The organism is Kitasatospora sp. NPDC087315 (genome assembly GCF_044744345.1).
Classification (GTDB): Bacteria; Actinomycetota; Actinomycetes; order Streptomycetales; family Streptomycetaceae; genus Kitasatospora.
Map to the genome: position 1 here is coordinate 302,271 of NZ_JBIUYD010000003.1, position 21,949 is coordinate 324,219.

A 21,949-nucleotide genomic window follows, 5' to 3' on the forward strand; every position below is an offset into this window, starting at 1 on the left:
TTACTCGGTGACGGGGCGGTCAGATCCCCATCGGGTGCCAGACCGTCTTCGTCTCCAGGAACGAGAGTAGCCGGTCCGTACCGGGCGTACTGGTCCAGTCCTGGGCGAACGGGTCCAGCTCCGGACGGACTACCCGCTTCAGGGTATCCGCGGCGGCCGCCTCCAGCGCCGCCGCCGCGCCGGGACCGTCGGCGGCAATGGCCCCGGTGAGGTCCAGTGCGTTGACGTCCTGGTGCGAGGCCAGGGTGGGGGCGATGTCGGTGGTGCGGCCGGAGATGATGTTGACCACACCGCCGGGGACGTCCGAGGTGGCCAGCACCTCGCCCAGTGAGAGGGCCGGCAGCGGGGCGTCGGCGGCGGCCGCGACGACCACGGTGTTGCCGGTGGCGATGGCGGGCGCGATCACCGAGACCAGGCCGAGCAGCGAGTGCCCGTACCCGGCCTGCGGGGCGACGATTCCGACCACGCCGGTCGGCTCCGGGGTGGAGAGGTTGAAGAACGGGCCGGCGACGGGGTTGGCGCCGCCCGCGATCTGGGCGACCTTGTCCGTCCAGCCCGCGTACCAGACCCAGCGGTCGATCGTGGCGTCCACCAGTGCGGCGGCCTTCTTCGGGCCGATGCCCTCGGAGAGCGCCACCTCGGCGGCGAACTGCTCGCGCCGGCCCTGGAGCATCTCGGCGACCCGGTACAGCACCTGACCGCGGTTGTACGCGGTGGTGCCGGCCCAGCCCTTGACCGCCGCGCGGGCGGCCACGACGGCGTCGCGGGCGTCCTTGCGGGTGCCGAGCGGGACGTTGGCCAGCCACTCGCCCTTCGAGTCCGTCACCTCGTACACCCGCCCGCTCTCGGAGCGCGGGAACTTCCCGCCGACGTACAGCTTGTAGGTCTTGAGGACGTCAAGACGCGTGATGGTGTCAGACATCGAGGTAGGCCTCCAGACCGTGGCGGCCACCCTCGCGGCCGTAGCCCGACTCCTTGTAGCCGCCGAACGGCGAGGTCGGGTCGAACTTGTTGAAGGTGTTGGCCCAGACCACACCGGCCCTGAGCCGGCTCGCCGTCCAGAGGATCCGCGAGCCCTTCTCCGTCCAGATGCCGGCGGAGAGGCCGTACGGGGTGTTGTTGGCCTTCTCGACCGCCTCGGCGGGGGTGCGGAAGGTCAGCACGGACAGCACCGGGCCGAAGATCTCCTCCTGGGCGATCCGGTGGGCCTGGCTGACGCCGGTGAAGACGGTCGGCTTGAACCAGAAGCCGGTGCCGGGCAGTTCGCACTCGGGCGACCAGCGCTCGGCGCCCTCGGCCTCGCCGGCGTCGGTCAGCTCGGTGATCCGGGCCAGCTGGGCGGCCGAGTTGATGGCGCCGATGTCGGTGTTCTTGTCCAGCGGGTCGCCGACCCGAAGGGTGGACATCCGGCGCTTCAGGGCGTCCAGCAGCTCGTCCTGGATCGACTCCTGGACCAGCAGGCGCGAGCCCGCGCAGCAGACGTGGCCCTGGTTGAAGAAGATGCCGTTGACGATGCCCTCGACCGCCTGGTCGATCGGCGCGTCGTCGAAGACGATGTTGGCGGCCTTGCCGCCGAGCTCCAGCGACAGCTTCTTGCGGCTGCCGGCCAGCTGCTTGGCGATCGCCCGGCCGACCGGGGTGGAACCGGTGAAGGCGACCTTGTTGACGTCCGGGTGCGCGGTGAGCGCGGCGCCGGTGCGGCCGTCGCCGGTGACGATGTTGACGACGCCCTTCGGCAGGCCCGCCTGGCGGCAGATCTCGGCGAAGCGCAGCGCGGTCAGCGGGGTGGTCTCGGCCGGCTTGAGGACGACCGTGTTGCCGGTGGCCAGCGCCGGGGCGATCTTCCACGCCAGCATCATCAGCGGGAAGTTCCACGGGATGACCTGGCCGGCCACGCCCAGCGGGCGCGGGTTCGGGCCGAAGCCCGCGTAGTCCAGCTTGTCGGCCCAGCCCGCGTAGTAGAAGAACCAGGCGGCGACGGTCGGGATGTCGAAGTCGCGGGTCTCGCGGATCGGCTTGCCGTTGTCGATCGACTCCAGCACGGCCAGCTCGCGGCTGCGTTCCTGGATGATCCGGGCGATCCGGAACAGGTACTTGGCGCGCTCGCTGCCCGGTAGCGCCGACCAGTCGGCGAAGGCCCGGCGGGCGGCGGCGACCGCGCGGTCCACGTCCTCGTCGGTGCCCCGGGCGAACTCGGCGAGCACCTGCTCGGTGGCCGGGTTGACCGTCTTCAGGGCCTCGCCGCCCGAGGAGTCGACGAACTCGCCGCCGATGAAGTGGCCGTAGGAGGTGGCGATGTCGCCCGCGGCGGCGGGGGACTCGGGCGCCGGGGCGTAGGCGAAGAGGCCGCCGCGCTGCTGGGCCGCCGGCTCTTCGATGGTCTTCTTCTTGGCCATGGTGATCAGTCCACCGTCACGTAGTCAGGACCGGAGTACCGTCCGGTGGTCAGCTTCTGACGCTGCATCAGCAGGTCGTTGAGCAGGCTGGAGGCGCCGAAGCGGAACCAGTGCGGGGTCAGCCAGTCGTCGCCGAGGGTCTCGTTGACCATCACCAGGTACTTCATGGCGTCCTTGGTGGTGCGGATGCCGCCGGCGGGCTTCACGCCGACCTGGACACCGGTCTGCGCCTTGAAGTCGCGGACGGCCTCCAGCATCAGCAGGGTGACCGGCGGGGTCGCGTTGACGGCGACCTTGCCGGTGGAGGTCTTGATGAAGTCGGCGCCGGCCAGCATGGCCAGCCAGGAGGCGCGGCGCACGTTGTCGTACGTCTGCAGCTCGCCGGTCTCGAAGATCACCTTGAGGTGGGCGGAGGTGCCGTCGGGGCGCTCGCACGCCTTCCTGACGGCGGTGATCTCCTGGAAGACGTCCAGGTAGCGGCCGGAGAGGAAGGCGCCCCGGTCGATCACCATGTCGATCTCGTCGGCGCCCGCGGCGACCGCGTCGGCGGTGTCGGCGAGCTTCACCGGGAGCGCGGCGCGCCCGGCGGGGAAGGCGGTGGCGACGGAGGCGACCTGGATGTCGGTGCCCCGCAGCGCGGCCTTCGCGGTGGCGACCATGTCCGGATAGACACAGATGGCGGCGACGCGGGGCGTGGTCGGGTCGGACGGGTCGGGGGTCCGGCCCTTGGCGCACAGGGCGCGCACCTTGCCGACCGTGTCCGCGCCCTCCAGCGTGGTCAGGTCGATCATCGAGATGGCCAGGTCGATGGCGTACGCCTTCGCCGTGGTCTTGATCGAGCGGGTGCCGAGCGCGGCGGCACGCGCCTCCAGGCCGACCTGGTCGACGCCGGGCAGGCCGTGCAGGAAGCGGCGGAGCGAGGCCTCGGACGCCGCGACGTCCTGAAGGCCGCTGCCCGCAACGCCTGGGAGTACCTCCCGGCCGCCAGGCTGCGGGAGGGCATTGGCTGCAACAGTGGACATAGTCACCAGACCAGCATATCTACGCGCGTAGTCGACCGCTAGGCCTCCCACCTTTCGATGCGCGACCGAGACCTCGGCGAGCGGAGGAGAGGCGTTCGCGAGAGTTCAGGCGGCCGCGCGGGGGACGAACCGCAGACCGGGGTCGGGCTCGGCCAGCGTGAGGGCCGCGTCGGCGCCGAAGGCACGGCCGAGCGCCTGGAGGACGTCCATGGTCGGGTCGACGCCGCTGCACTCGATCCGCTCCACCAGTTCCTCGCTCAGCCCGGACGCCTCGGCCAGTTCGGCCTCCGTCCACCCCCGGGCGGTGCGCTGCTCGTGGACCGCTCCCGCCAGCGCCATCCGCCAGCCCGCCGCCGCGTACTCGGGGGAGTCCTCCCAGCCGTCGGACAGATCCCATCGGCCGTGGACGTCACTGCCGCGCATCACTCGCCGCCCTTCCTGCTCCTGGTGAATACATCATGCTCCCCGGGAGCCCGGTGATGCGCCGCACAGACCGCGTACGCCTGGTACGCCCGGTCCTTCTCCCGGCGCTCGTTGTCGCGGCGCTTGCGGAAGACCGTCAGCAGCACCGCTGCCCTTCGGTCCCCAGGGAGCCAGAACGTGATGCGGTACGGGCCGGGACGGAGTTCGCAGACTCCGTGCTCAAGCCGCTTGGCGTAGGGCTCGGTCAGCTCGTGGCCCTTCACGGCGAGCAACTCGGCGAAGCGCAGGGCCGTCGCGTACTCGGCGGAGGTCAGGGTCTCCAGCCAGAGCCGCACCTCCGGCTCCACCTCGATCTCGTACGGGCGGGCACCGGCTTGCAGTTCATCGCGGATGCCCAGCAACCAGCGGTGCCGGCGCGAGGGGGTGGCCATGTCGGTCCTTCGGGGGGGGGGGGGGCGGGTGGTCGGGTGCGGTCGTCGCGGACGGATCGTCCCGTGCGCGGTGCCCCGCGCGGGGCGGGTCGCGGACGGACTCATCCGAACGGGGGCGGACGGAGGCCGTGGCCCGGCCGTGGTCCGGAACGGTGTTCGCCACCCCTGTAGATCGCGGGGGGCATGGGGCAGAATCGTGGTCATGACCGATTCCGACGGCAAGCCTCACCAGGGCTCGGCCGGCTCCGATGGGGAGCCCGTGTACGCGGACCGCGTGTACCGCTCCATTCCCGGCGTGATCTCCGGTGTGCTGTTGCTGGCCGTGGCCGGGTGGCTGATCGGGGACGCGGCGCTGAGCGGGACGGGGAAGACTCCGTACGTGTCGCTGGCGGCGGTGCCGGTGTTCGCGTTCCCGGTGATCGCCTACACCCTGCGGCCGGCGGTGCTGGCCAACGACCGGCGGCTGGTGGTGCGCAATCCGCTGCGGACGATCACGGCGCCCTGGGCGTCGGTGGAGGCGCTGCGGGCGGGGTACTCGGTCGAACTGTTCGCGGGCGGTGCCAAGTACCAGGTGTGGGCGGTGCCGGTGTCGCTGCGTCAGCGCAAGCGGGCCAACCGGATCCAGCAGCGCGGCGGTGTCGACCGGCACCCGTCCCGGCTGGGAGTGGCCTTCGGCCGGCCGGGTGCCGTCTCCTCGGTGGTTGCCGGCGCGCCGGACCCGAGCCGGGCCTGGTCGGACCAGGTGGTCGGGGTACTGCAGGAGCAGGCCGAGCGGAACGCGGCGCGGCCGGACGCGGCCGGGCCGGTGGTCGTGCGGTGGTGCTGGTGGATCATCGCGCCGACGCTGGCCGGCCTGGTCGCGCTGGTCGTCGCGATCGTGGTCTGAGCAGCGCGGTCCGAACACGGGAGAGAGCACGGGAGAACGGAAAGGGGCCCGCCGAACGGCGGGCCCCTTCGTCGTGTGCGGGGAGGTCAGGCGTCGATGCCCGCGGCCTCCGCCAGGTCGCGCTTGATCGCGGCGAGCAGCCCGGCGGCGCGCTCGCGGGCGGCGGCCAGGTCGGCGGCGGAGGCGACCGGGAGGACGACCTCCAGATAGCACTTCAGCTTGGGCTCGGTGCCGGACGGCCGGACCACGATCCGGGCCGAGCGGACGCCCTCGCCAGCCAGGCGGTAGCGCAGGCCGTCGGTGGGCGGCAGGTCGGCGGAGCCGGCGGTCAGGTCGTCGGCCCCGGTGACCCGCAGGCCGGCCAGCACGGTCGGCGGCTGGTCGCGCAGGCGCTGCATGGCGTCGGCGATCAGCGCGAGGTCGTGCACCCGGACGGAGAGCTGGTCGGTGGCGTGCAGGCCGTGCTCCAGCGCCAGGTCGTCCAGCAGGTCGGCCAGGGTGCGGCCGGACTTCTTGAGGGTGGCGGCCAGTTCGGCGACCAGCAGGGCGGCGGTGATGCCGTCCTTGTCGCGTACGCCCTGCGGGTCGACGCAGTAGCCGAGCGCCTCCTCGTAGCCGTAGCGCAGGCCGTCGGCGCGGGCGATCCACTTGAAGCCGGTCAGCGTCTCGGCGTAGCCGAGGCCGGCCGCCTCGGCGATCCGGCCGAGCAGGGTGGAGGAGACGATGGTGGTGGCGAAGGTGCCGGTGGCCTTCTTGGCGACCAGTGCCGCGCCGAGCAGCGCGCCCACGTCGTCGCCGCGCAGCATCCGCCAGCCGGGGCCGTTGCCGCCGTTGCCGTTGTCCGGGACGGCCACCGCGCAGCGGTCGGCGTCCGGGTCGTTGGCGATGACGATGTCCGGGCCGACCGAGGCGGCGGTGCGGAAGGCGAGGTCCATCGCCCCCGGCTCCTCCGGGTTGGGGAAGGCCACGGTGGGGAAGTCCGGGTCGGGCTCGGCCTGTTCGGCGACCACGGTGGGCGCGGGGAAGCCGGCCCGGCGGAACGCGGCGACCAGGGTGTCGCGGCCGACACCGTGCATCGGGGTGTAGACGACATCCAGGTCGCGCGGGCTCTGCCCGTCCACGATGGAGACGGCCCGGTCCAGGTACGCCTCGACGACGTCCTCGCCGAGCACCTCCCAGCCGTCCTCGGCGCGCGGGACCTCGGTGAGCGCGCTGATCGCGTCGATCTCGGCCGCGATCCCGGCGTCGGCCGGCGGGACGATCTGCGAGCCGTCGCCCAGGTAGACCTTGTAACCGTTGTCCTGCGGCGGGTTGTGGCTCGCGGTGACGGTGACACCGGCGGCCGCGCCCAGGTGCCGGACGGCGAAGGCGAGCACCGGGGTCGGCAGCGCGCGGGGCAGCAGCGCGGCGCGCAGACCGGCGCCGACCACCACGGCGGCGGTGTCGCGGGCGAAGTCGTACGACTTGTGGCGGGCGTCGTAGCCGATGACGACGAGGTCGCCCAGGCCCTGCTTCCGCACGTACGCGACCAGGCCGGCGGCGGCCCGGATCACCACGGCGCGGTTCATCCGCATCGGGCCCGCGCCCAGCTCGCCGCGCAGGCCGGCGGTGCCGAACTGGAGCCGGCCGGAGAACCGCTCGGCCAGCTGGGACCAGGCGAGCTTGCTGTCCGACTCGGCGTCCGGGCCCTCGGCCAGGGCCAGCAGGGCGGACAGCTCCTCGCGGGTCTGCCGGTCGGGGTCCTCGGCCAGCCAGGCCCGGGCCCGGGCGAGGAGGTCGGTGGTGGTTGCCTGCGTCATGGCTGCAGCTCCATCGGGAAGTGCGTCGGTTGTCGGCCGGAGGGTTCCGCAAGTAGGCAAGGGGGAGAGGGCGCGCACGCGGACGGGGCCCGCGGGTGGGTGTGATCAGCGGATCACAGCCGCCCGCGGACCCCGTCGCTCATGATTGTGCGCCAGACCCGGGTCAGATCCGCTCAAGGACCTTCGCCAGCAGCGCGCCCATGCGCTCGGCGGAGGCCTTGCCGGCCTCCAGCACCTCGGCGTGGTTGAGCGGCTCGCCGGTGATGCCGGCGGCCAGGTTGGTGACCAGCGAGATGCCGAGCACCTCGGAGCCGGCCTCGCGGGCGGCGATGGCCTCCAGGGTGGTGGACATGCCGACCAGCTCGCCGCCGATCACCCGGGCCATGTGGACCTCGGCCGGGGTCTCGTAGTGCGGGCCGCGGAACTGCACGTAGACGGCCTCGTCCAGGGTGGAGTCCACCTCGCGGCAGAGGTCGCGCAGCCGCTTGGAGTAGAGGTCCGTCAGGTCGACGAAGTTGGCGCCGACGATCGGGGAGTCCGCCGTCAGGTTGATGTGGTCGCTGATCAGGACCGGCTGGCCGGGGACCCAGCCCTCGCGCAGACCGCCGCAGCCGTTGGTCAGCACGATGATCCCGCAGCCGGCGGCGGCGGCGGTGCGGACGCCGTGCACGACCGTCGCCACGCCGTGGCCCTCGTAGTAGTGGTTGCGGCCGAGGAAGATCAGGGCGCGCTTGTCGCCGATCTTCACCGAGCGGATCGTGCCGGCGTGGCCGGCCACGGCGGGGGCGGGGAAGCCGGGGAGCTCGGTGACGGGGAACTCGGCCACGGTCTCGCCGAGGGCGTCGGCGGCCGGCACCCAGCCGGAGCCCATCACCAGGGCGACGTCGTGGCGCTCGGCACCGGTCAGCTCGCGCAGGCGCGCGGCGGCGGCCTGGGCGGCGGCGTAGGGGTCGGAGGAGACGACCGACTGAGGAGATGCGTTCACAGGTCCGAGAATAGACGGGAATCGACTACGCGCGTAGAAAATCCTGCCCCGGCATGCCGGATCGTTACCCGGTTGACCCGAAAACACAGCTCGGTGGCGGTTTTCGGGCCCGGCGCCGGTCATTCCGTCCGGACCGCCGCGGGCCGGGACGGGCGCGCGGGCGAAGGCGGGGCCGGCGCTTCACAGCCGCTTGGCGCTGCGCAGTCCCTTCGCGTAGAAGCCGTTGTCGTCCAGCCGGGCGGTGCCGCCCTTGTCGCCGAAGGTCGGGCCGTCCGCCTCCTCCCGGCTGGAGATGTAGCGCGGGTGGCCGTCGGTGTCCAGGCCGAGGTAGATGCCGGTGTGGTCGAGCCGGGCGCCGGTGCGCGCGTCGATCTCGAAGAAGACCAGGTCACCGGGTTGCAGCGGGTCGATCGAGGCGGGCCGCAGGGTGACGTCCGAGCCGGGCGCGGTGGTCAGCGGCAGGACCGGGACGCCGGGGGAGAACCGGGCCAGGCCGTTGGCGGTGCGGGCCAGGCCGGGGCCGGCCACGTCCTTGCTGAGCAGCGGGTAGCCGGAGCGGTACCCGTACACCATGCGGACGAAGCCGGAGCAGTCGAAGGCGCCGTAACGGGTCTTGTCGGGCTGCTTGGTGACCCTGTCGGCGAAGGTGTACGGGGTGCCGAGGTAGTCGAGGAAGTCGGTCTGCTCCAGCCGCAGGTCGTTGCCGGCCGAGCCGTTGGGGTTGAGCGGGCCGAACGAGGCGTCCCCCTTGTAGCGCACGCCCTTGGCGTCCTTCTCGCCGGGCGCGCCCGCGAGGTACTGCACGGCGATCGCCAGCACGTCGTCCGCGCTGCTGCCCAGCGACTGCTGGAACCAGCCGCGGAACCAGCCCTCGCTCTCGGCGCCGGCCTTCCACGGCTGCGGCATCAGCCGGACCCAGGTGTCGCCGACCAGGGTGGCGGTGGTGGTGCCCGGCTCGGCGAAGGTGCGGCTCGGGCCGGTCAGGGCGGCGGTGCGGGCGCCGTCGGTCAGGGTGGCGACCACACCGCCGCGGGCGTCGCGGACCACCGTGCGGTCCGGGCCGGTCAGCCGCTCGTACCGGTACCCGGCGCCGGCCTGGGCGGTGCCCGGCGCGGCGGTGGCGGCGATCAGCGGGGCGGTGCCGCCCTCGGCGGGCCGTCGGTCGCGGTCCCGCAGCTGGACGGTGAGGTAGCCACTGGTGGCCAGCAGGGTGACGGCCAGGCCGCCGCTGAGCAGGGACTTCCGGGTGACGGGCATGGGGGCCTCCGGCGGGGGCGGGGAGAGAAGGCGGAGTCGGGCCGGGATCGGGCGCCGCGATCAGGTGCCGGGGAGGGCACCGAGCAGGACACCGGCGGTGAGCACCACGTAGTTGGCGAGCGTCACCGTGCTGGTGGCCATCAGGGTGGCCGCCCGGGGCTGGCGGACCAGCTGGTAGGCGATCAGGCCGGGGACGATGAAGCCGAGCGTCTGGTTGGCGTACATGGTCGGCAGCTCGCGCTGGAGCACCAGCATCACGGTGGCCTGGAGCAGCACGCCGATCAGCACCACGGCGGCGAACAGCCGCTTGCCGTAGAGGATCACCAGCTTCTGGACGACCCGGGTGGCGAGGTAGGTCAGCACGGTGACACCGATCACGATGGCCACCCGCTGGAGGTCCTCGACGAGGGTGAGGGCCAGCCAGCCGGGGGTGATCATGCCGCCGGGGGAGAGGTTGGTGGTCAGGTAGCAGACCAGGGAGAAGACCAGGCCGAGCGCGATGCCGATGGCGGCGATCTCGGGGGTGAGCTCGGTGGGGATCACTGCTGGTCTCCGTGGGGGAAGGGGATGTGCTGGCGGGAGGGGGCCGGGTCGAACCAGGAGTCGGGGAGCGGCTCGGGGACGTAGACGGGTTCGGGGCGGCCGGGCTCGGCGTAGTCGTGCCGCGCGTACCCGGGCTCGGCGTACTCGTGCCGCGGGTGGGCGTGCTCCTGGTACGGCGGCTCGGCGTAGCCGTACTGGTCGTGCCCGTACTGGCCGTAGCCGTGTTGCTCGTGCCCGTGCTGGTCGTGCCCGTGTTGCTCGTACCCGTGCTGGTCGTACCCGTGCTGCTCGTACCCGGTCCCGTGGTCCTCCGGCTCCTCGTCCGGGGCCAGCCGGGCCAGCTCCTCCAGGAACAGTTCGCCCTGGCCGTGGATGTTGCCGATCGCCACCAGCGAGGAGTCAGGGCCGAGCGCGGTCAGCAGCTCGTCGGTCAGCGCGGCCGGGTCCCGCTTGTCGCCGCCGAGGTCGACCACCCGCCCCGACCAGCCGGCCGGGATGCCGTCCCGGGCGCTCCTGGTCGGGTGGCCGATCAGGAAGACCGTGTCCGGATCGAGGTCCGGCACGATCTGGCCCATCTGGCCGTTGCGCTCCACCCGGTCCGGACGGCAGTTGATCACCACGTGGAGCGGGCGGTGGATCGCGCCGAGGTCCTCCAGCTGGCGGACGTTCATCAGGGTGGACTCGGGGTCGTTGGCCGCGAAGACGTTGGCGAAGCGCAGCCGCTTGCCGTCGTCCGTGCGGTAGCGCTCGACGGAGAGCACGCCCGGGTCCGGCGGGGCCTGCCACATCCCCTGCAGTGCCGTCTGCCGTTCCACGCCGAGGAGTTCGGCGACGGCGAGCGCGATGGCCACGTTCTCCTTGAAGGTGAACCAGCTGAAGCCGCGCAGTTCCTCGTCGGTCACGGACTCCGGGTCCACCACGATCAGTTCGCAGTTCCGCCGGGCCGCCTCCTCGCGCAGGATGTGCACGCGGTCCTGCTCGGCGGTGACGCAGACGCCGCCGACCGGCATCGAGCGGGAGAGCGAGCGCGCGACGTCGTCCAGGGTCGGGCCCATCTCGGCGAGGTGGTCCTCGCGGACGTTGCAGAGCACGCCGATCGTCGAGCGGATCAGCTTGGTCTGGTTGACCTCCTGGAGGGCCGGCATCACCGCCATGCACTCGATCACCAGGGCGTGCGGCCGGTAGGTGGCGGCCCGGCGGACGATGCCGATCTGCTCCACCACGTTGGCGATGCCGAACTTGCGGTAGACCGGCTCCTCGGTCGCGTCGGGGTGGATGAACCGGGCCGCGGTGCCGGTGGTCTTGGCGACGGTCACCAGGCCGCCGCCGCGCAGCGCGCCCGCGCAGAGCCGGGTGATCGAGCTCTTGCCGCGGATGCCGTTGACCAGCACCCGGGTCGGGATCTGCTCCAGCGCGGCGAAGTGCCGGCGCTGCTCGACGATGCCCGCGACCAGCAGGACGGCGCAGCACACCAGCAGCACGACATAGAGGAAGAGCACGGGCGGTGGTCCTTCGACTCAGGGGCCAGGGGCCAGGGGGCTGGGCGCTCAGCGGTCGGGCGTGGGCACGGGGGTGCGGCGGGCGGCGCGCTCCAGGTCCTGGCGGATCAGTTCCAGGCTGCGGGCGACGGCTCCGACCTCGTCGTGGTGGACGGGGTAGAGCACCGTACGGCGGTCCCCGGCGGCCAGTGCCTCGGCGTTCGCGGCGAGGCGGCGCAGGGGCAGGCCGACGGCGATCTGGAGCCAGCCGAGGCAGAGCGCGGCGGCGGCGAGGCCGAGCATGCCGGCCAGCACGGCGCGCCGGTCGGCCCGGTTCTGGTCGAGGTGCAGCCAGGCCACCGGGTGGGCGGTCACCACGGACCAGCCGAGTTTGCCGACGGTGCCGTTGCCGCCGAGCGGCGCGGCGGCCAGCAGGGCCGGGTCGCCGCCGGTGCGGACGACGTCGGCGGTGGCCGCCTTCCTGGCGTCGGCCAGGACGGTCCGGGCGCGGCCGTCGGGGAGTTCACCGAAGGAGCTGTAGCCCTCGTTGGCGGCGAGCACCCGCTGCCGGTCGTCGACCAGCCAGACCCGGCCGAGGCCGGGCCGGGTGAGCAGCCCGCCGAGGAAGTCCGTCCTGAACTCGCCGACCAGCACCGGCCCCTTGGCCTCGGGCGCGTCGCCCTCGGCCGGTTCGGCGGGGCTGCCGCCGAGCGCGGCCCGGGCGGCGATCCGGGGTTCCTTGCCGGAGCTGTTGAGCAGCAGGACACCGCTCGGGCCGAGCGCGTCCGGGCCGGTGCGGTGCGGGGCCCCGCCGGCCTGGGCGAGCACCTCGCCGTTCGCGCCGAGGACGTAGAGCGAGCGGTAGCGGTCGTGCTCGGCGAGGGTGTCGTGGAGCAGGGTGTCGGCCTTGCCGACCGAGGCCTCGGCGAGCGCGGGCGCGAGCGAGCGCAGGTCGGCGTAGCCCTCGTTGAGCGCCTGGCGTATCCGGTCGGCGGCGTTGTCGGTCCGGTCGCGCTGGCCGGCGACCACCTGGGCCGGGACGCGGACGGCGGTGTCGGCGCCGCCGAGCAGCAGCAGCGGGCCGGACCAGCCGAGGACCACGACGGCGCAGAGCGCCAGCGGCAGCGCGGTGCCCGGGCGGCGGCGCCGGCCGGTGGCGGGCGCGGCGGGCGGGCGGGCCGGGTCGAGCAGCTGGAGCCGCAGCTCCTCCAGGGCGCGGGTGATCCGCCCGGCGTCGCCCCGCTTCGGCCCGGTGACCGGCTGGTCCAGCTGCTCGCCGCGGGTGAGCCGGCGGGACTCCAGGAACAGTCGCAGCAGCGGGCGCTGGAGCGTCCGGATCAGGTACCAGGCGAGCAGCAGGGCGACCAGCAGCAGTGCTCCGGCGGCGGCCAGACCGAGCGCGGGGTGGCGCAGGGAGCCGGGCCTGCCGTCGACGGTGCTGGTGGAGACCACGGTCAGGCCGAGCGGGGTGGCGAGGTCGTGGCCGCCGGGGGAGGCGACGACCGCGTAGCCGGCCACCCGGCGCGCGCCCTTCTCGTCCGGGCCGCCGGCCAGGGTGCCGGAGACGGTTCCGCCGGGGGCCGGGCGCTCGCGGGCGGCCCGTTCCCGGGCGAGGCCGACCAGCCGCCGGTCGGAGTCGGCGGTCAGCTTGGCGCCGGTGCTGTCCAGGACGGCGCCGTCGGCGTCGAGCACCTGGATGGTCTGTTCCTTGCGGGTGGCGGTGCCGGGCAGCCGCAGGTTGTCGGAGGCGACCAGCAGGGCCCGGCCGTCGGCCTTGGTGCTGACCAGGGCGAAGGTGAGCAGCCGGGTGCCGGTGGCGGAGGGCACCAGCAGCGGTGCGGGCGCGGTGTCGGTGACCTGGCCGAGGTCGAGCCCGGCCAGCGGCACGGTCTCGCCGCGGGCGGCGAGCAGCCGGCCGGTGTCGGGCCGGACGATCACCGTGCCGCGCCACTTCCGGTACGCCTGGCCGAGCGCGGTCAGCACGGCGGCGGGCTCGGCGGGGGCGCTGTCGTAGTGGGCGGCAGCCCGGCGCAGGTCGGTGGCGCTCTCGTGCAGTCCGGCGCGCAGCGAGGCCGCGGTGTCCTCGGCGGCGTACTGGTGCGACTCGCGGACGGCCTGCGGGGTCTCGTCCACCCGGAGCCCGCCGACGGCCAGCGCGGTGATCGCGGCGACGGCCAGCAGCAGGATCAGCAGCAGGGCGATCGGCGGGCGGATGCCCCCGAGCAGCGGCATGTCGGCCCGGCGGCGATAGCGGTGCTGTCGCGGCGGGGTGGGTGCCGTGCTCACGGGGGCCTCGTTCTGCGGTCGGGCCGACCGGTGCACCCACCCCCCGGGAGGTCCACCGACGCCGGTTGGTCAAACCTTGGTCAAACCGGACCAGCGTACGAATCGGTTCACGGAATCCAGTCACGTTTCGGCTTCGAACAGGGGACGCTTCGGGATCGATCCTTCGGATCATGAACCGGACGGGCCGCAGGGTAGGTTCTCGGCCCATGGAGACACGGGGTTCGCGGCGCGCGCTGGTGCTGCCGGTGGCGGCGCTTCTGGTGCTGGTGGTGCTGGCCGTCGCGCTGACGGTGGCGGCGCGCGGCTCGGCGGGGGAGCCCGGGGCGGCGGCGGGCACCACGGCCGGTGTCACGGCCGGCCCGACCGGGCCGGCGCCGGTGGACCTGGCCGCGCGGGTGGACGCGTACACCGCGGGCTTCGGCCCGGCGGCCCCGTACGCGGTGCCCGACGCCGCGCAGCGCCAGGCGGTCGCGGACGGCGTGCTGCGGACGCTGGAGGGTCGGCCGGAGCAGGCCGGGCAGGCGCTGGCGCGGGTCGGCTACCGGCTGACCGAGTTCACCGAGGCGGGCAGCGGCCGCCGGGTGGCCGAGATCGCCGACGGCTCGGGGCAGTCGGTGGACGGGCGCGGCTGGGGCCGGGTCTACCTGGACCTCGCGGCGAAGGCCTCCTGGACGGTGCAGGTGCCGCACCCGGTCTCCGACAGCCGGACCGAACTGCTCGGCGTGGACCTCTTCCGGTCCGTGCCGGGCGGGGTGCTGGTGCTGGCGGGGGCGCACCGCAAGGCGGGTGCGGACGGCTCGTCGGACGTGGCGCACCGCGCCGACACCGTCTTCGCCGCGGTGGTCGAGGCGCTCACCGCGCGGGGCCTGCCCGGCATCCAGGTGCACGGCTTCGACGAGGACAGCCTGCCGGGCGCGGACGCGGTGGTCTCCAGCGGCGCCGGCCAGGCGGGGGCGGCGGCCGAGCTCACCGCGGGCGGGCTGGGCCGGGCCGGGTTCGCGGTCTGTCGGGCCTGGCGGGAGAAGTGCGGGCAGCTGCAGGGCGCCACCAACGTCGAGGGCCGGTTCGCGGCCGGCCTCGGAGTGCCGTGGCTCCACGTCGAACTGGCCAACGGGCTGCGCACCGAGCCGGCCCGGCGGGCGTCGGTGGCGGCGGCACTGGCCGCCACCGCGAACTCCTGGAGCGCGGGCCCGACGCCGTAGGAACGGTTCAGCAGGGGCGGCGGCGCAGGTCCAGCACGTAGTCGTGGGGGGCGCCGGCGCTCTCCGCGGCGTCGGCGATCAGGCCGAGGTAGCGGGCGGCGGGCAGGCCGCCCTCGTAGTCGTTGAGCACGTACGTCCAGACCTGGATGTCGCCGTCCAGGGTGTGCGCGCGCAGCTTGATCTTGCGGTAGATGCCGAGCTGGACGCCCTCCCAGCGGTCCAGGCCCTCCTCGTCCATCGGCGCGACGTCGTAGAGCGAGACGAAGACCTGCTCCTTCTCGTCCTCGACCACGGTGGCCAGTGAGCCCTCCCAGCCGAGCTGCTCGCCGCCGAAGGTGAGCCGCCAGCCGTCCAGCCAGCCGGTGCCGCGCAGGGGGGAGTGCGGCGCGCGGCGGGTCATCTGCCGGGCATCGAGGTTGGTGGCATACGCGGCGTAAAGGGGCATGGGGTGCAGCCTAGACGGTCCGGCGGGCGGCGGGCGGGGCAAGCGGTGGGACCGGGGTGCGCGCAGCGCGGGGCCCGGGCGGTCCGGGGCGGACCGGCGGCCGGACGGAACCCCCGACCCCGGCGTGGCAGTCGTCCCGGCGTGCGGGACAATGGGGGACGTGACTCGGATCGTGATCATCGGTGGCGGACCCGGCGGCTATGAGGCGGCGCTCGTCGCCGCCCAGCTCGGCGCGGAGGTGACCGTCGTCGACCGCGACGGCCTGGGCGGATCGGCGGTGCTCACGGACTGCGTGCCGTCGAAGACGCTGATCGCGACCGCGGAGGTGATGACGACCTTCGACAGCTCGTACGAGGAGCTGGGCATCATCGTCGCGGACGACACACCTCCGCAGGAGCAGTCGGCCCGGGTGGTCGGCGTGGACCTCGGCAAGGTCAACCGGCGAGTGAAGCGCCTCGCCATCGCGCAGTCCCACGACATCACCCAGTCGGTGACCCGGGCCGGCGTCACCGTGCTGCGCGGCCGGGGCCGGCTCGGCACCGGCGGCCAGGGCGCGGACGGCTCCCGCGAGGTGCTGGTGGACGCGCCCGACGGCACCGTCCAGTCGCTGCGCGCCGACGCCGTGCTGATCGCCACCGGCGCCCACCCGCGCGAGCTGCCGGACGCCCAGCCGGACGGCGAGCGGATCCTGACCTGGACCCAGGTCTACGACCTGGAGGAGCTGCCGCGCGAGCTGATCGTGGTCGGCTCCGGCGTCACCGGTGCGGAGTTCGCCGGCGCGTACCAGGCGCTCGGTTCGAAGGTCACCCTGGTGTCCAGCCGCGACCGGGTGCTGCCGGGCGAGGACCCGGACGCCGCCGAGGTGCTGGAGGAGGTCTTCCGCCGCCGCGGCATGAACGTGATGAGCCGCAGCCGGGCCGAGGGGGTCAAGCGCTTCGGCGACCACGTCGAGGTGACGCTCTCCGACGGCAAGGTGATCACCGGCACGCACTGCCTGATGGCGGTCGGCTCGATCCCGAACACCGCCGGGATGGGCCTGGAGGAGGCCGGGGTCAAGCTCAACGACTGGGGCCAGATCCGGGTGGACCGGGTCTCCCGCACCAGCGCCCCGGGCGTCTACGCGGCCGGTGACTGCACCGGTGTCTTCATGCTCGCCTCGGTGGCCGCGATGCAGGGCCGGATCGCGATGTACCACGCGCTCGGCGACGCGGTGCAGCCGCTGAACCTGAAGACCGTCGCCTCCAACGTCTTCACCGACCCGGAGATCGCCACCGTCGGCTACACCGCCGCCGATGTGAAGTGCGGCAAGATGGACGCCGTCGAGGTCAAGCTGCCGCTGCGGGGCAACCCGCGGGCCAAGATGCAGGGCATCAGGGACGGCTTCGTGAAGCTGTTCTGCCGCCCGGGCACCGGCATCGTGGTCGGCGGCGTGGTGGTCGCGCCGCGCGCCAGCGAGCTGATCCACCCCATCGCGCTCGCGGTGGACGCCAATCTGACGGTCGAACAGGTGGCCAGCGCGTTCACCGTCTACCCGTCCGTCTCCGGTTCGACCGCAGAGGCCGCCCGCCAGCTGCACATACGGAAGCGGGCCGAGGGCGAATCCTGAGCATCCGAAGCGCAGTTGAGGGCGGCCGCCGTTCGGTGGCCGCCCTTCGCGTGCGCCGGAGCGTCACCCGGACGGCGGGCGCAGTCCCGGATCGTCGGCGGCGCGCATTGTACGGTCACGCGCCGTTCCGGCGTGAGCAATTCCCGCTACTAGCTGCAAACGCCTGAAAGCAGACGGTCACGCACGTTACCGTCGGTTCTGTGTTTGCAGCAGAACGTCGCCAGTTGATCCTCGAAATGGTGCGCGCCAACGGAGCCGTGTCGCTCCGCGAACTGGCCCGCGTCGTCCAGACCTCCGAAGTGACCGTGCGTCGTGACGTACGGGCGCTGGAGGCAGAAGGGCTCCTCGACCGCCGTCATGGCGGCGCGGTGCTCCCCGGCGGCTTCAGCCGCGAACCCGGCTACCCGCAGAAGACCCACCTGTCCGCCGCCGAGAAGAGCGCCATCGCCGATCTCGCCGCCGGTCTGGTGGAGGAAGGTGACGCCGTGGTGGTCGGCGCCGGTACCACCACCCAGGAACTGGCCCGCCGACTGGCCCGGGTGCCCGGGCTGACGGTGGTCACCAACTCCCTGCTGGTCGCCCAGGCGCTGGCACACGCCAACCGGGTGGAGGTGGTGATGACCGGCGGGACCCTGCGGGGCTCCAACTACGCCCTGGTCGGCAGCGGCGCCGAGCAGTCGTTGCACGGGCTGCGGGTCTCCAAGGCCTTCATCTCCGGCAGCGGGCTGACGGCCGATCGCGGTCTGTCGACCACGAACATGCTCTCCGCGAGCGTGGACCGGGCTCTGGTGCAGTCGGCCGCCGAGGTCATCGTCCTCGCCGACCACACCAAGCTCGGCGCGGACACCATGTTCCCGACCGTCCCGACCGACACCATCACCCGGCTGGTCACCGACGAGCGCGCCGGTGCCGACGACGCCACGGCGCGTGAGCTGGACTCGCTCGCCGACTGCGGGGTGCAGATCGACCTGGCGCCGCTCGGCGCCGCCCCGGCCGGGGACGGCCCGGTGCACGGCACCGGCAGTGGGCCCGTACACCAGACCCAGCCCGGCCCGCTGCCCCGCCGGGCCGGTCCTCCGCCCGGCGGCGCCCCGCTGCCCGGCCAGCGCCGCCCCCCGGTGCACGGCGGCCCCGGCGGGCCGGGCGGACCGCTGCCGGGCCGGCTCGCCGAGCTGGGCGTCCCGCGCGGCCGCTGAGCCGCGCGGGACGGCCGGTACGAACGCGACCGGTCCGCACACCCTGGGGGGTGTACGGACCGGCTGTACCGACGGGGTCCGCCGGTTCGTGCTCCTGTCAGTCCTTGATCTCGCAGAGCGCGGCGCCGCTGCTGACGCTCGCGCCGACCTCGGCCTTGAGGCCGACGACGGTGCCCGCCTTGTGCGCGTTCAGCGGCTGCTCCATCTTCATCGCCTCCAGGACGATGATCAGCTCGCCCTCCGCGACGACCTGGCCCTCCTGGACGGCGACCTTGACGATGGTGCCCTGCATCGGCGAGGCCAGGGTGTCACCGCCGACCGCCGAGCCGGCCTTCTTGGCGCCGACCCGGCGCTTGGCCTTGGCCGCACCGGCCCCGCCCGCCACGGGGGCGGCCGAGACGCCCAGCGAGGACGGCAGCGAGACCTCGATCCGCTTGCCGCCGACCTCGACCACGACGGTCTCCCGGCCCTCGGCCTCCTCGCCCTCGCCGGCCGCGCCCGCGAACGCCGGGATGGTGTTGTCGAACTCGGTCTCGATCCACCGGGTGTAGACCGTGAACGGGCCCTCGCCGCCGTGCACCTCCGGCGCGAACGCCGGGTCGGTGACGACCGCCTGGTGGAACGGGATGGCCGTGGCCATGCCCTCCACCTTGAACTCGGCCAGCGCCCGGCGGGCCCGCTCCAGGGCCTGCTTGCGGGTGGTGCCCGAGACGATCAGCTTGGCCAGCAGGGAGTCCCAGGCCGGGCCGATCACCGAGCCGGTCTCGACGCCCGAGTCCAGCCGGACGCCCGGGCCGGACGGCGGCGCGAACAGCGTGACGGTGCCGGGGGCCGGCAGGAAGCCGCGGCCCGGGTCCTCGCCGTTGATGCGGAACTCGAAGGAGTGGCCGCGCACCTCCGGGTCGCCGTAGCCCAGTTCCTCGCCGTCGGCGATCCGGAACATCTCGCGGACCAGGTCGATCCCGGTGACCTGCTCGGTGACCGGGTGCTCCACCTGGAGACGGGTGTTGACCTCCAGGAAGGAGATCGTGCCGTCCATCGCCACCAGGAACTCGCAGGTGCCGGCGCCGACGTAGCCGGCCTCCTTGAGGATGGCCTTGGACGCCCGGTACAGCTCGGCGTTCTGCTCGGGGGTCAGGAACGGCGCGGGCGCCTCCTCGACCAGCTTCTGGTGCCGGCGCTGCAGCGAGCAGTCACGGGTGGAGACGACCACCACGTTGCCGTGCTGGTCCGCCAGGCACTGGGTCTCGACGTGCCGCGGGTTGTCCAGGTAACGCTCGACGAAGCACTCGCCGCGGCCGAAGGCGGCGACCGCCTCGCGCACCGCGGACTCGTACAGCTCCGGGATCTCCTCCAGCGTGCGGGCGACCTTCAGGCCGCGGCCGCCACCGCCGAAGGCCGCCTTGATGGCGACCGGAAGGCCGTGCTCCCGGGCGAACACGACGACCTCGTCGGCACCGGTGACCGGGTCCGGCGTACCGGCCACCAGCGGGGCACCGGCGCGCTGCGCCACGTGCCGGGCGGTGACCTTGTCGCCGAGGTCGCGGATGGCCTGCGGGGGCGGGCCGATCCAGGTCAGACCCGCGTCGAGGACGGCCTGGGCGAAGTCGGCGTTCTCCGACAGGAAGCCGTAGCCGGGGTGGACGGCGTCCGCTCCCGAGTCGGCGGCGGCCTTGAGCACCTTGGCGATGTCCAGGTAACTGGTACCGGGGGTGTCGCCGCCCAGCGCGTAAGCCTCGTCGGCCGCGCGGACGTGCAGCGCATCCCGGTCCGGCTCGGCGTAGACGGCGACGCTGGCGATACCGGCGTCCGAGCAGGCACGGGCGACGCGGACAGCGATCTCCCCGCGGTTGGCGATGAGCACCTTGCGCACTGTGGCTCCCTTCTTGAACCTGGTCGAGTTTATGGAGTTCTTGACGGTACCGGCGAGTAGCCCCAGGTTGTGAACTATCCCACACACAGGGTGATGCGCCCAGGGAGCCGGTCGGCCGGCCGTCGGGGGGTCTTCCCAGGTCGTGGCCGGTGGTGCCGACGGGGGCCGATCCTCGCAGACGGCGACAGGGCGGCGTGGCGGTGTGGTGACCCTGGCCGCACTCAGGCCGTGGCCGCTCCCGAGGCCGTGTCCGTGTCCGGCGCCGTGTCCGTGACCGCGTCCGTGTCCGGCGCCGGGACCGGGTCGGCCGGGCGCTCCAGTGCCTGCGCGGTGACGTCCGCCGCGAGCTCCACCACGTCCGGTCCGTACGCCTCCGGGTCGACCACCCGCAGGACGAGGGCGAAGGTGCCGTCCTCACCGTAACGCCGGGCGAGCCCGCGGTGGTTGGCCATCAGGTAGCGGACGCCGGCGTGGTTGGCGATCCCGGTCTGCCCGGAGACCAGGAACACCGGGCGCCCGCCCCCGGGGGTGGCGAGGCGGGCCAGCAGGGTGTGGACGTGCCGGTCCCGGTCCACCACGAACTCGCGGTCGCCCACGACGATGACGTTGTTCGGTCCCTCCGGCCCGCTGGTGACCCGCACCCCGGGCAGCCCCCAGGCCAGATGGGCGGCCATCCGTTCGTTGCTGCTCGGACCGCCGAAGCAGAGCTCGGTCTTGGCGCCCAGGCCGCGGTGGACGCTGTCGTGCGCGACCAGTTCGGCCTGCGCCCCGCACTCCTTGACCAGGGCCGCCAGCTCCATCAGCGCGTAGGCGTCGCGGCGGGTCACCGTCCTGGCGTGCGCGCCGGCGCCGACACTGCGGTTGACCACGATCAGGCACTCGCTGCCGGCCGGCAGCCCGAAGAACGAGCGCACCCGCTCCTGGCGCCGCCTCCGCCGCAGGTTCTGTCCCAGCCAGCCGAGTACGGCGCTGATCGCGCTGGCCACCAGGCCCAGCAGTACGTTGAGCAGACCGTCGGCCATCCGCCCGCCCCCTCCCCCGTCCGAACAGCGGCGGTCAGCCTAGCGGCGGTCGCCCGCCGCGACCATCGATGCCGTCGGAGCGCCCCGGCGGGTGCTACTTCGCCCAGAGGTCGGTGATGCGGACGCCCAGCTCCGCGAGCAGGGTGCGCAGCAGCGGCAGGGAGAGGCCGATGACGTTGCCCGGGTCGCCGTCGATGCCCTCGACGAACGGCGCCGAGCGGCCGTCCAGGGTGAACGCGCCGGCCACGTGCAGCGGTTCGCCGGAGGCGATGTAGGCGGCGATCTCCTCGTCGTCCGGGGTGCCGAACCGGACGGTGGTGGAGGCGGTGGCCGAGGACTGCTCGCCGGTGACGGTGTCGATCACGCAGTGCCCGGTGCGCAGCACGCCGGCCCGGCCGCGCATCGACCGCCAGCGGGCCAGCGCCTCGGCCGCGTCGGCGGGCTTGCCGAGCGCCTGCCCGTCCAGCTCCAGCACGGAGTCGCAGCCGATCACCAGCTCGCCGCCGGTCAGCTCGGCGGCGACCGCCTTGGCCTTGGCCTCGGCCAGGACGAGGGCGAGCTCGGCGGGGGTGGCGGCGCTGATCGCGTCCTCGTCCACGCCGCTGACCACCACGAGCGGGTCGAGGCCCGCCTGGCGCAGCAGCCCGAGGCGGGCGGGGGAGGCGGAGGCGAGGACGAGGGTGCGCTGGTCGGTCATGGCCACCAGGGTAGGGGGTGACGGTGTGGGCCGTTGGGGTACGGCGGCCCGGCCCGGCGGGTCAGAGCAGCAGCAGGACGGCGATCACCAGGGCGCAGGCGGCGAGCACCCGGCCGGCGCGGTGCAGCCGCTGCTGCATCCGCCGGGCCTCGGGGGAGGGCTCGTCGCGGGGGTCTGACCAGAGCACCAGTCCAGGGTGCGCCGCGCCCGGGCCGGACGCCTGAGTATCCGTACTCAGCTTTCGGGCAATCCGGGCCAACCGGCGCCGGAACGGACATGGCGGAAGCCGAAGCGGCGGAGCGGGGGGCCGGGCGGCCGCCCCCGCCCCCGGGGGGGGGGCCCGCAGGGGCCCAGCCGGGGGGGGGCCAGGGGGTGGGGGCGGGGCGCCGGCCCGGGCGCCGG

Annotated in this window: 20 protein-coding genes; 4 read left to right on the forward strand and 16 right to left on the reverse strand. The window is 73.8% G+C overall.

Annotated features, from left to right (window positions below; translation table 11 throughout):
- Positions 1-19 precede the first annotated feature (19 nt).
- The 5 genes from ACIO5D_RS06380 to ACIO5D_RS06400 form a co-directional block, all read right to left on the reverse strand.
- Positions 20-922: an aldehyde dehydrogenase family protein gene (locus ACIO5D_RS06380; protein WP_363605645.1), complete on the reverse strand. Its 903-nt coding sequence runs from the start codon at positions 920-922 to the stop codon at positions 20-22.
- Positions 915-2,396, reverse strand: a complete 1,482-nt coding sequence (locus ACIO5D_RS06385; RefSeq protein ID WP_363605646.1) for an aldehyde dehydrogenase family protein — start codon at positions 2,394-2,396, stop codon at positions 915-917. The genes ACIO5D_RS06380 and ACIO5D_RS06385 overlap by 8 nt, the downstream gene beginning before the upstream one ends.
- A 5-nt stretch (positions 2,397-2,401) precedes the next feature.
- A complete protein-coding gene (deoC, locus tag ACIO5D_RS06390; protein ID WP_363605647.1) occupies positions 2,402-3,418 on the reverse strand; it encodes a deoxyribose-phosphate aldolase in 1,017 nt (338 codons plus the stop codon).
- A 105-nt stretch (positions 3,419-3,523) separates the two neighbouring features.
- Entirely contained in the window at positions 3,524-3,841 is a 318-nt protein-coding gene (locus tag ACIO5D_RS06395; protein WP_363605648.1) for a helix-turn-helix transcriptional regulator, read from the reverse strand.
- Entirely contained in the window at positions 3,841-4,272 is a 432-nt protein-coding gene (locus ACIO5D_RS06400) for a type II toxin-antitoxin system RelE/ParE family toxin (protein WP_400653183.1), read from the reverse strand. Before ACIO5D_RS06400 ends, ACIO5D_RS06395 begins: the two co-directional genes overlap by 1 nt.
- A gap of 202 nt (positions 4,273-4,474) precedes the next feature.
- Here ACIO5D_RS06400 and ACIO5D_RS06405 point away from each other — a divergent pair, with 202 nt between their 5' ends.
- Complete coding sequence (locus tag ACIO5D_RS06405; protein ID WP_400653185.1) at positions 4,475-5,158, forward strand: PH domain-containing protein; 684 nt, start codon at positions 4,475-4,477, stop codon at positions 5,156-5,158.
- 86 nt (positions 5,159-5,244) lie between these two features.
- Here ACIO5D_RS06405 and ACIO5D_RS06410 read toward each other — a convergent pair whose 3' ends face one another.
- From ACIO5D_RS06410 to ACIO5D_RS06435, 6 genes are all read right to left on the reverse strand, one after another.
- Positions 5,245-6,957 (reverse strand): phospho-sugar mutase, encoded by a 1,713-nt coding sequence (locus ACIO5D_RS06410; RefSeq protein ID WP_363605654.1) that lies wholly within the window; start codon positions 6,955-6,957, stop codon positions 5,245-5,247.
- A 163-nt stretch (positions 6,958-7,120) separates the two neighbouring features.
- Positions 7,121-7,942 (reverse strand): purine-nucleoside phosphorylase, encoded by an 822-nt coding sequence (locus ACIO5D_RS06415; RefSeq protein WP_363605656.1) that lies wholly within the window; start codon positions 7,940-7,942, stop codon positions 7,121-7,123.
- A 180-nt stretch (positions 7,943-8,122) separates the two neighbouring features.
- Positions 8,123-9,199, reverse strand: a complete 1,077-nt coding sequence (locus ACIO5D_RS06420) for an NlpC/P60 family protein (protein ID WP_363605658.1) — start codon at positions 9,197-9,199, stop codon at positions 8,123-8,125.
- A 60-nt stretch (positions 9,200-9,259) separates the two neighbouring features.
- On the reverse strand, positions 9,260-9,742 hold the full coding sequence (locus ACIO5D_RS06425; protein WP_363605660.1) for a poly-gamma-glutamate biosynthesis protein PgsC/CapC: 483 nt from the start codon (positions 9,740-9,742) through the stop codon (positions 9,260-9,262).
- On the reverse strand, positions 9,739-11,241 hold the full coding sequence (gene pgsB, locus ACIO5D_RS06430) for a poly-gamma-glutamate synthase PgsB (protein ID WP_400794048.1): 1,503 nt from the start codon (positions 11,239-11,241) through the stop codon (positions 9,739-9,741). Before pgsB ends, ACIO5D_RS06425 begins: the two co-directional genes overlap by 4 nt.
- 48 nt (positions 11,242-11,289) lie before the next feature.
- Positions 11,290-13,506: a HAMP domain-containing protein gene (locus ACIO5D_RS06435; RefSeq protein WP_400794049.1), complete on the reverse strand. Its 2,217-nt coding sequence runs from the start codon at positions 13,504-13,506 to the stop codon at positions 11,290-11,292.
- 206 nt (positions 13,507-13,712) lie between these two features.
- Between ACIO5D_RS06435 and ACIO5D_RS06440 the strand changes: the two genes are divergently transcribed.
- A complete protein-coding gene (locus ACIO5D_RS06440) occupies positions 13,713-14,708 on the forward strand; it encodes a hypothetical protein (RefSeq protein WP_400794050.1) in 996 nt (331 codons plus the stop codon).
- Positions 14,709-14,715: 7 nt separating this feature from the next.
- Here ACIO5D_RS06440 and ACIO5D_RS06445 read toward each other — a convergent pair whose 3' ends face one another.
- Positions 14,716-15,153, reverse strand: a complete 438-nt coding sequence (locus tag ACIO5D_RS06445) for a gamma-glutamylcyclotransferase (RefSeq protein WP_363605668.1) — start codon at positions 15,151-15,153, stop codon at positions 14,716-14,718.
- A 151-nt stretch (positions 15,154-15,304) separates the two neighbouring features.
- On the opposite strand from ACIO5D_RS06445, the gene ACIO5D_RS06450 reads away from it, so the two are divergent.
- Together ACIO5D_RS06450 and ACIO5D_RS06455 are read left to right on the forward strand one after the other, a co-directional pair.
- On the forward strand, positions 15,305-16,759 hold the full coding sequence (locus ACIO5D_RS06450) for an NAD(P)H-quinone dehydrogenase (protein WP_363605670.1): 1,455 nt from the start codon (positions 15,305-15,307) through the stop codon (positions 16,757-16,759).
- Positions 16,760-16,995: 236 nt separating this feature from the next.
- Positions 16,996-17,955, forward strand: a complete 960-nt coding sequence (locus ACIO5D_RS06455) for a DeoR/GlpR family DNA-binding transcription regulator (protein WP_400653315.1) — start codon at positions 16,996-16,998, stop codon at positions 17,953-17,955.
- A gap of 97 nt (positions 17,956-18,052) precedes the next feature.
- Here ACIO5D_RS06455 and ACIO5D_RS06460 read toward each other — a convergent pair whose 3' ends face one another.
- From ACIO5D_RS06460 to mmpB, 4 genes are all read right to left on the reverse strand, one after another.
- Positions 18,053-19,828: a biotin carboxylase N-terminal domain-containing protein gene (locus tag ACIO5D_RS06460; RefSeq protein WP_363605674.1), complete on the reverse strand. Its 1,776-nt coding sequence runs from the start codon at positions 19,826-19,828 to the stop codon at positions 18,053-18,055.
- A 221-nt stretch (positions 19,829-20,049) separates the two neighbouring features.
- Entirely contained in the window at positions 20,050-20,850 is an 801-nt protein-coding gene (locus ACIO5D_RS06465; RefSeq protein ID WP_400794051.1) for a hypothetical protein, read from the reverse strand.
- A 94-nt stretch (positions 20,851-20,944) separates the two neighbouring features.
- A complete protein-coding gene (locus ACIO5D_RS06470) occupies positions 20,945-21,547 on the reverse strand; it encodes a nucleoside triphosphate pyrophosphatase (RefSeq protein WP_363605678.1) in 603 nt (200 codons plus the stop codon).
- Between the two features lie 61 nt (positions 21,548-21,608).
- On the reverse strand, positions 21,609-21,734 hold the full coding sequence (gene mmpB, locus ACIO5D_RS06475) for a morphogenic membrane protein MmpB (RefSeq protein ID WP_363605680.1): 126 nt from the start codon (positions 21,732-21,734) through the stop codon (positions 21,609-21,611).
- Positions 21,735-21,949: the final 215 nt, after the last annotated feature.

Coding starts and splice junctions, on each gene's coding strand:
- ACIO5D_RS06380 (WP_363605645.1), bottom strand. CDS start 922: ATGTCTGACACCATCACGCGTCTTGACGTCCTCAAGACCTACAAGCTG.
- ACIO5D_RS06385 (WP_363605646.1), bottom strand. CDS start 2,396: ATGGCCAAGAAGAAGACCATCGAAGAGCCGGCGGCCCAGCAGCGCGGC.
- deoC (WP_363605647.1), bottom strand. CDS start 3,418: ATGTCCACTGTTGCAGCCAATGCCCTCCCGCAGCCTGGCGGCCGGGAG.
- ACIO5D_RS06395 (WP_363605648.1), bottom strand. CDS start 3,841: ATGCGCGGCAGTGACGTCCACGGCCGATGGGATCTGTCCGACGGCTGG.
- ACIO5D_RS06400 (WP_400653183.1), bottom strand. CDS start 4,272: ATGGCCACCCCCTCGCGCCGGCACCGCTGGTTGCTGGGCATCCGCGAT.
- ACIO5D_RS06405 (WP_400653185.1), top strand. CDS start 4,475: ATGACCGATTCCGACGGCAAGCCTCACCAGGGCTCGGCCGGCTCCGAT.
- ACIO5D_RS06410 (WP_363605654.1), bottom strand. CDS start 6,957: ATGACGCAGGCAACCACCACCGACCTCCTCGCCCGGGCCCGGGCCTGG.
- ACIO5D_RS06420 (WP_363605658.1), bottom strand. CDS start 9,199: ATGCCCGTCACCCGGAAGTCCCTGCTCAGCGGCGGCCTGGCCGTCACC.
- ACIO5D_RS06440 (WP_400794050.1), top strand. CDS start 13,713: ATGGAGACACGGGGTTCGCGGCGCGCGCTGGTGCTGCCGGTGGCGGCG.
- ACIO5D_RS06445 (WP_363605668.1), bottom strand. CDS start 15,153: ATGCCCCTTTACGCCGCGTATGCCACCAACCTCGATGCCCGGCAGATG.
- ACIO5D_RS06450 (WP_363605670.1), top strand. CDS start 15,305: ATGGGGGACGTGACTCGGATCGTGATCATCGGTGGCGGACCCGGCGGC.
- ACIO5D_RS06455 (WP_400653315.1), top strand. CDS start 16,996: ATGGTGCGCGCCAACGGAGCCGTGTCGCTCCGCGAACTGGCCCGCGTC.
- ACIO5D_RS06465 (WP_400794051.1), bottom strand. CDS start 20,850: ATGGCCGACGGTCTGCTCAACGTACTGCTGGGCCTGGTGGCCAGCGCG.
- ACIO5D_RS06470 (WP_363605678.1), bottom strand. CDS start 21,547: ATGACCGACCAGCGCACCCTCGTCCTCGCCTCCGCCTCCCCCGCCCGC.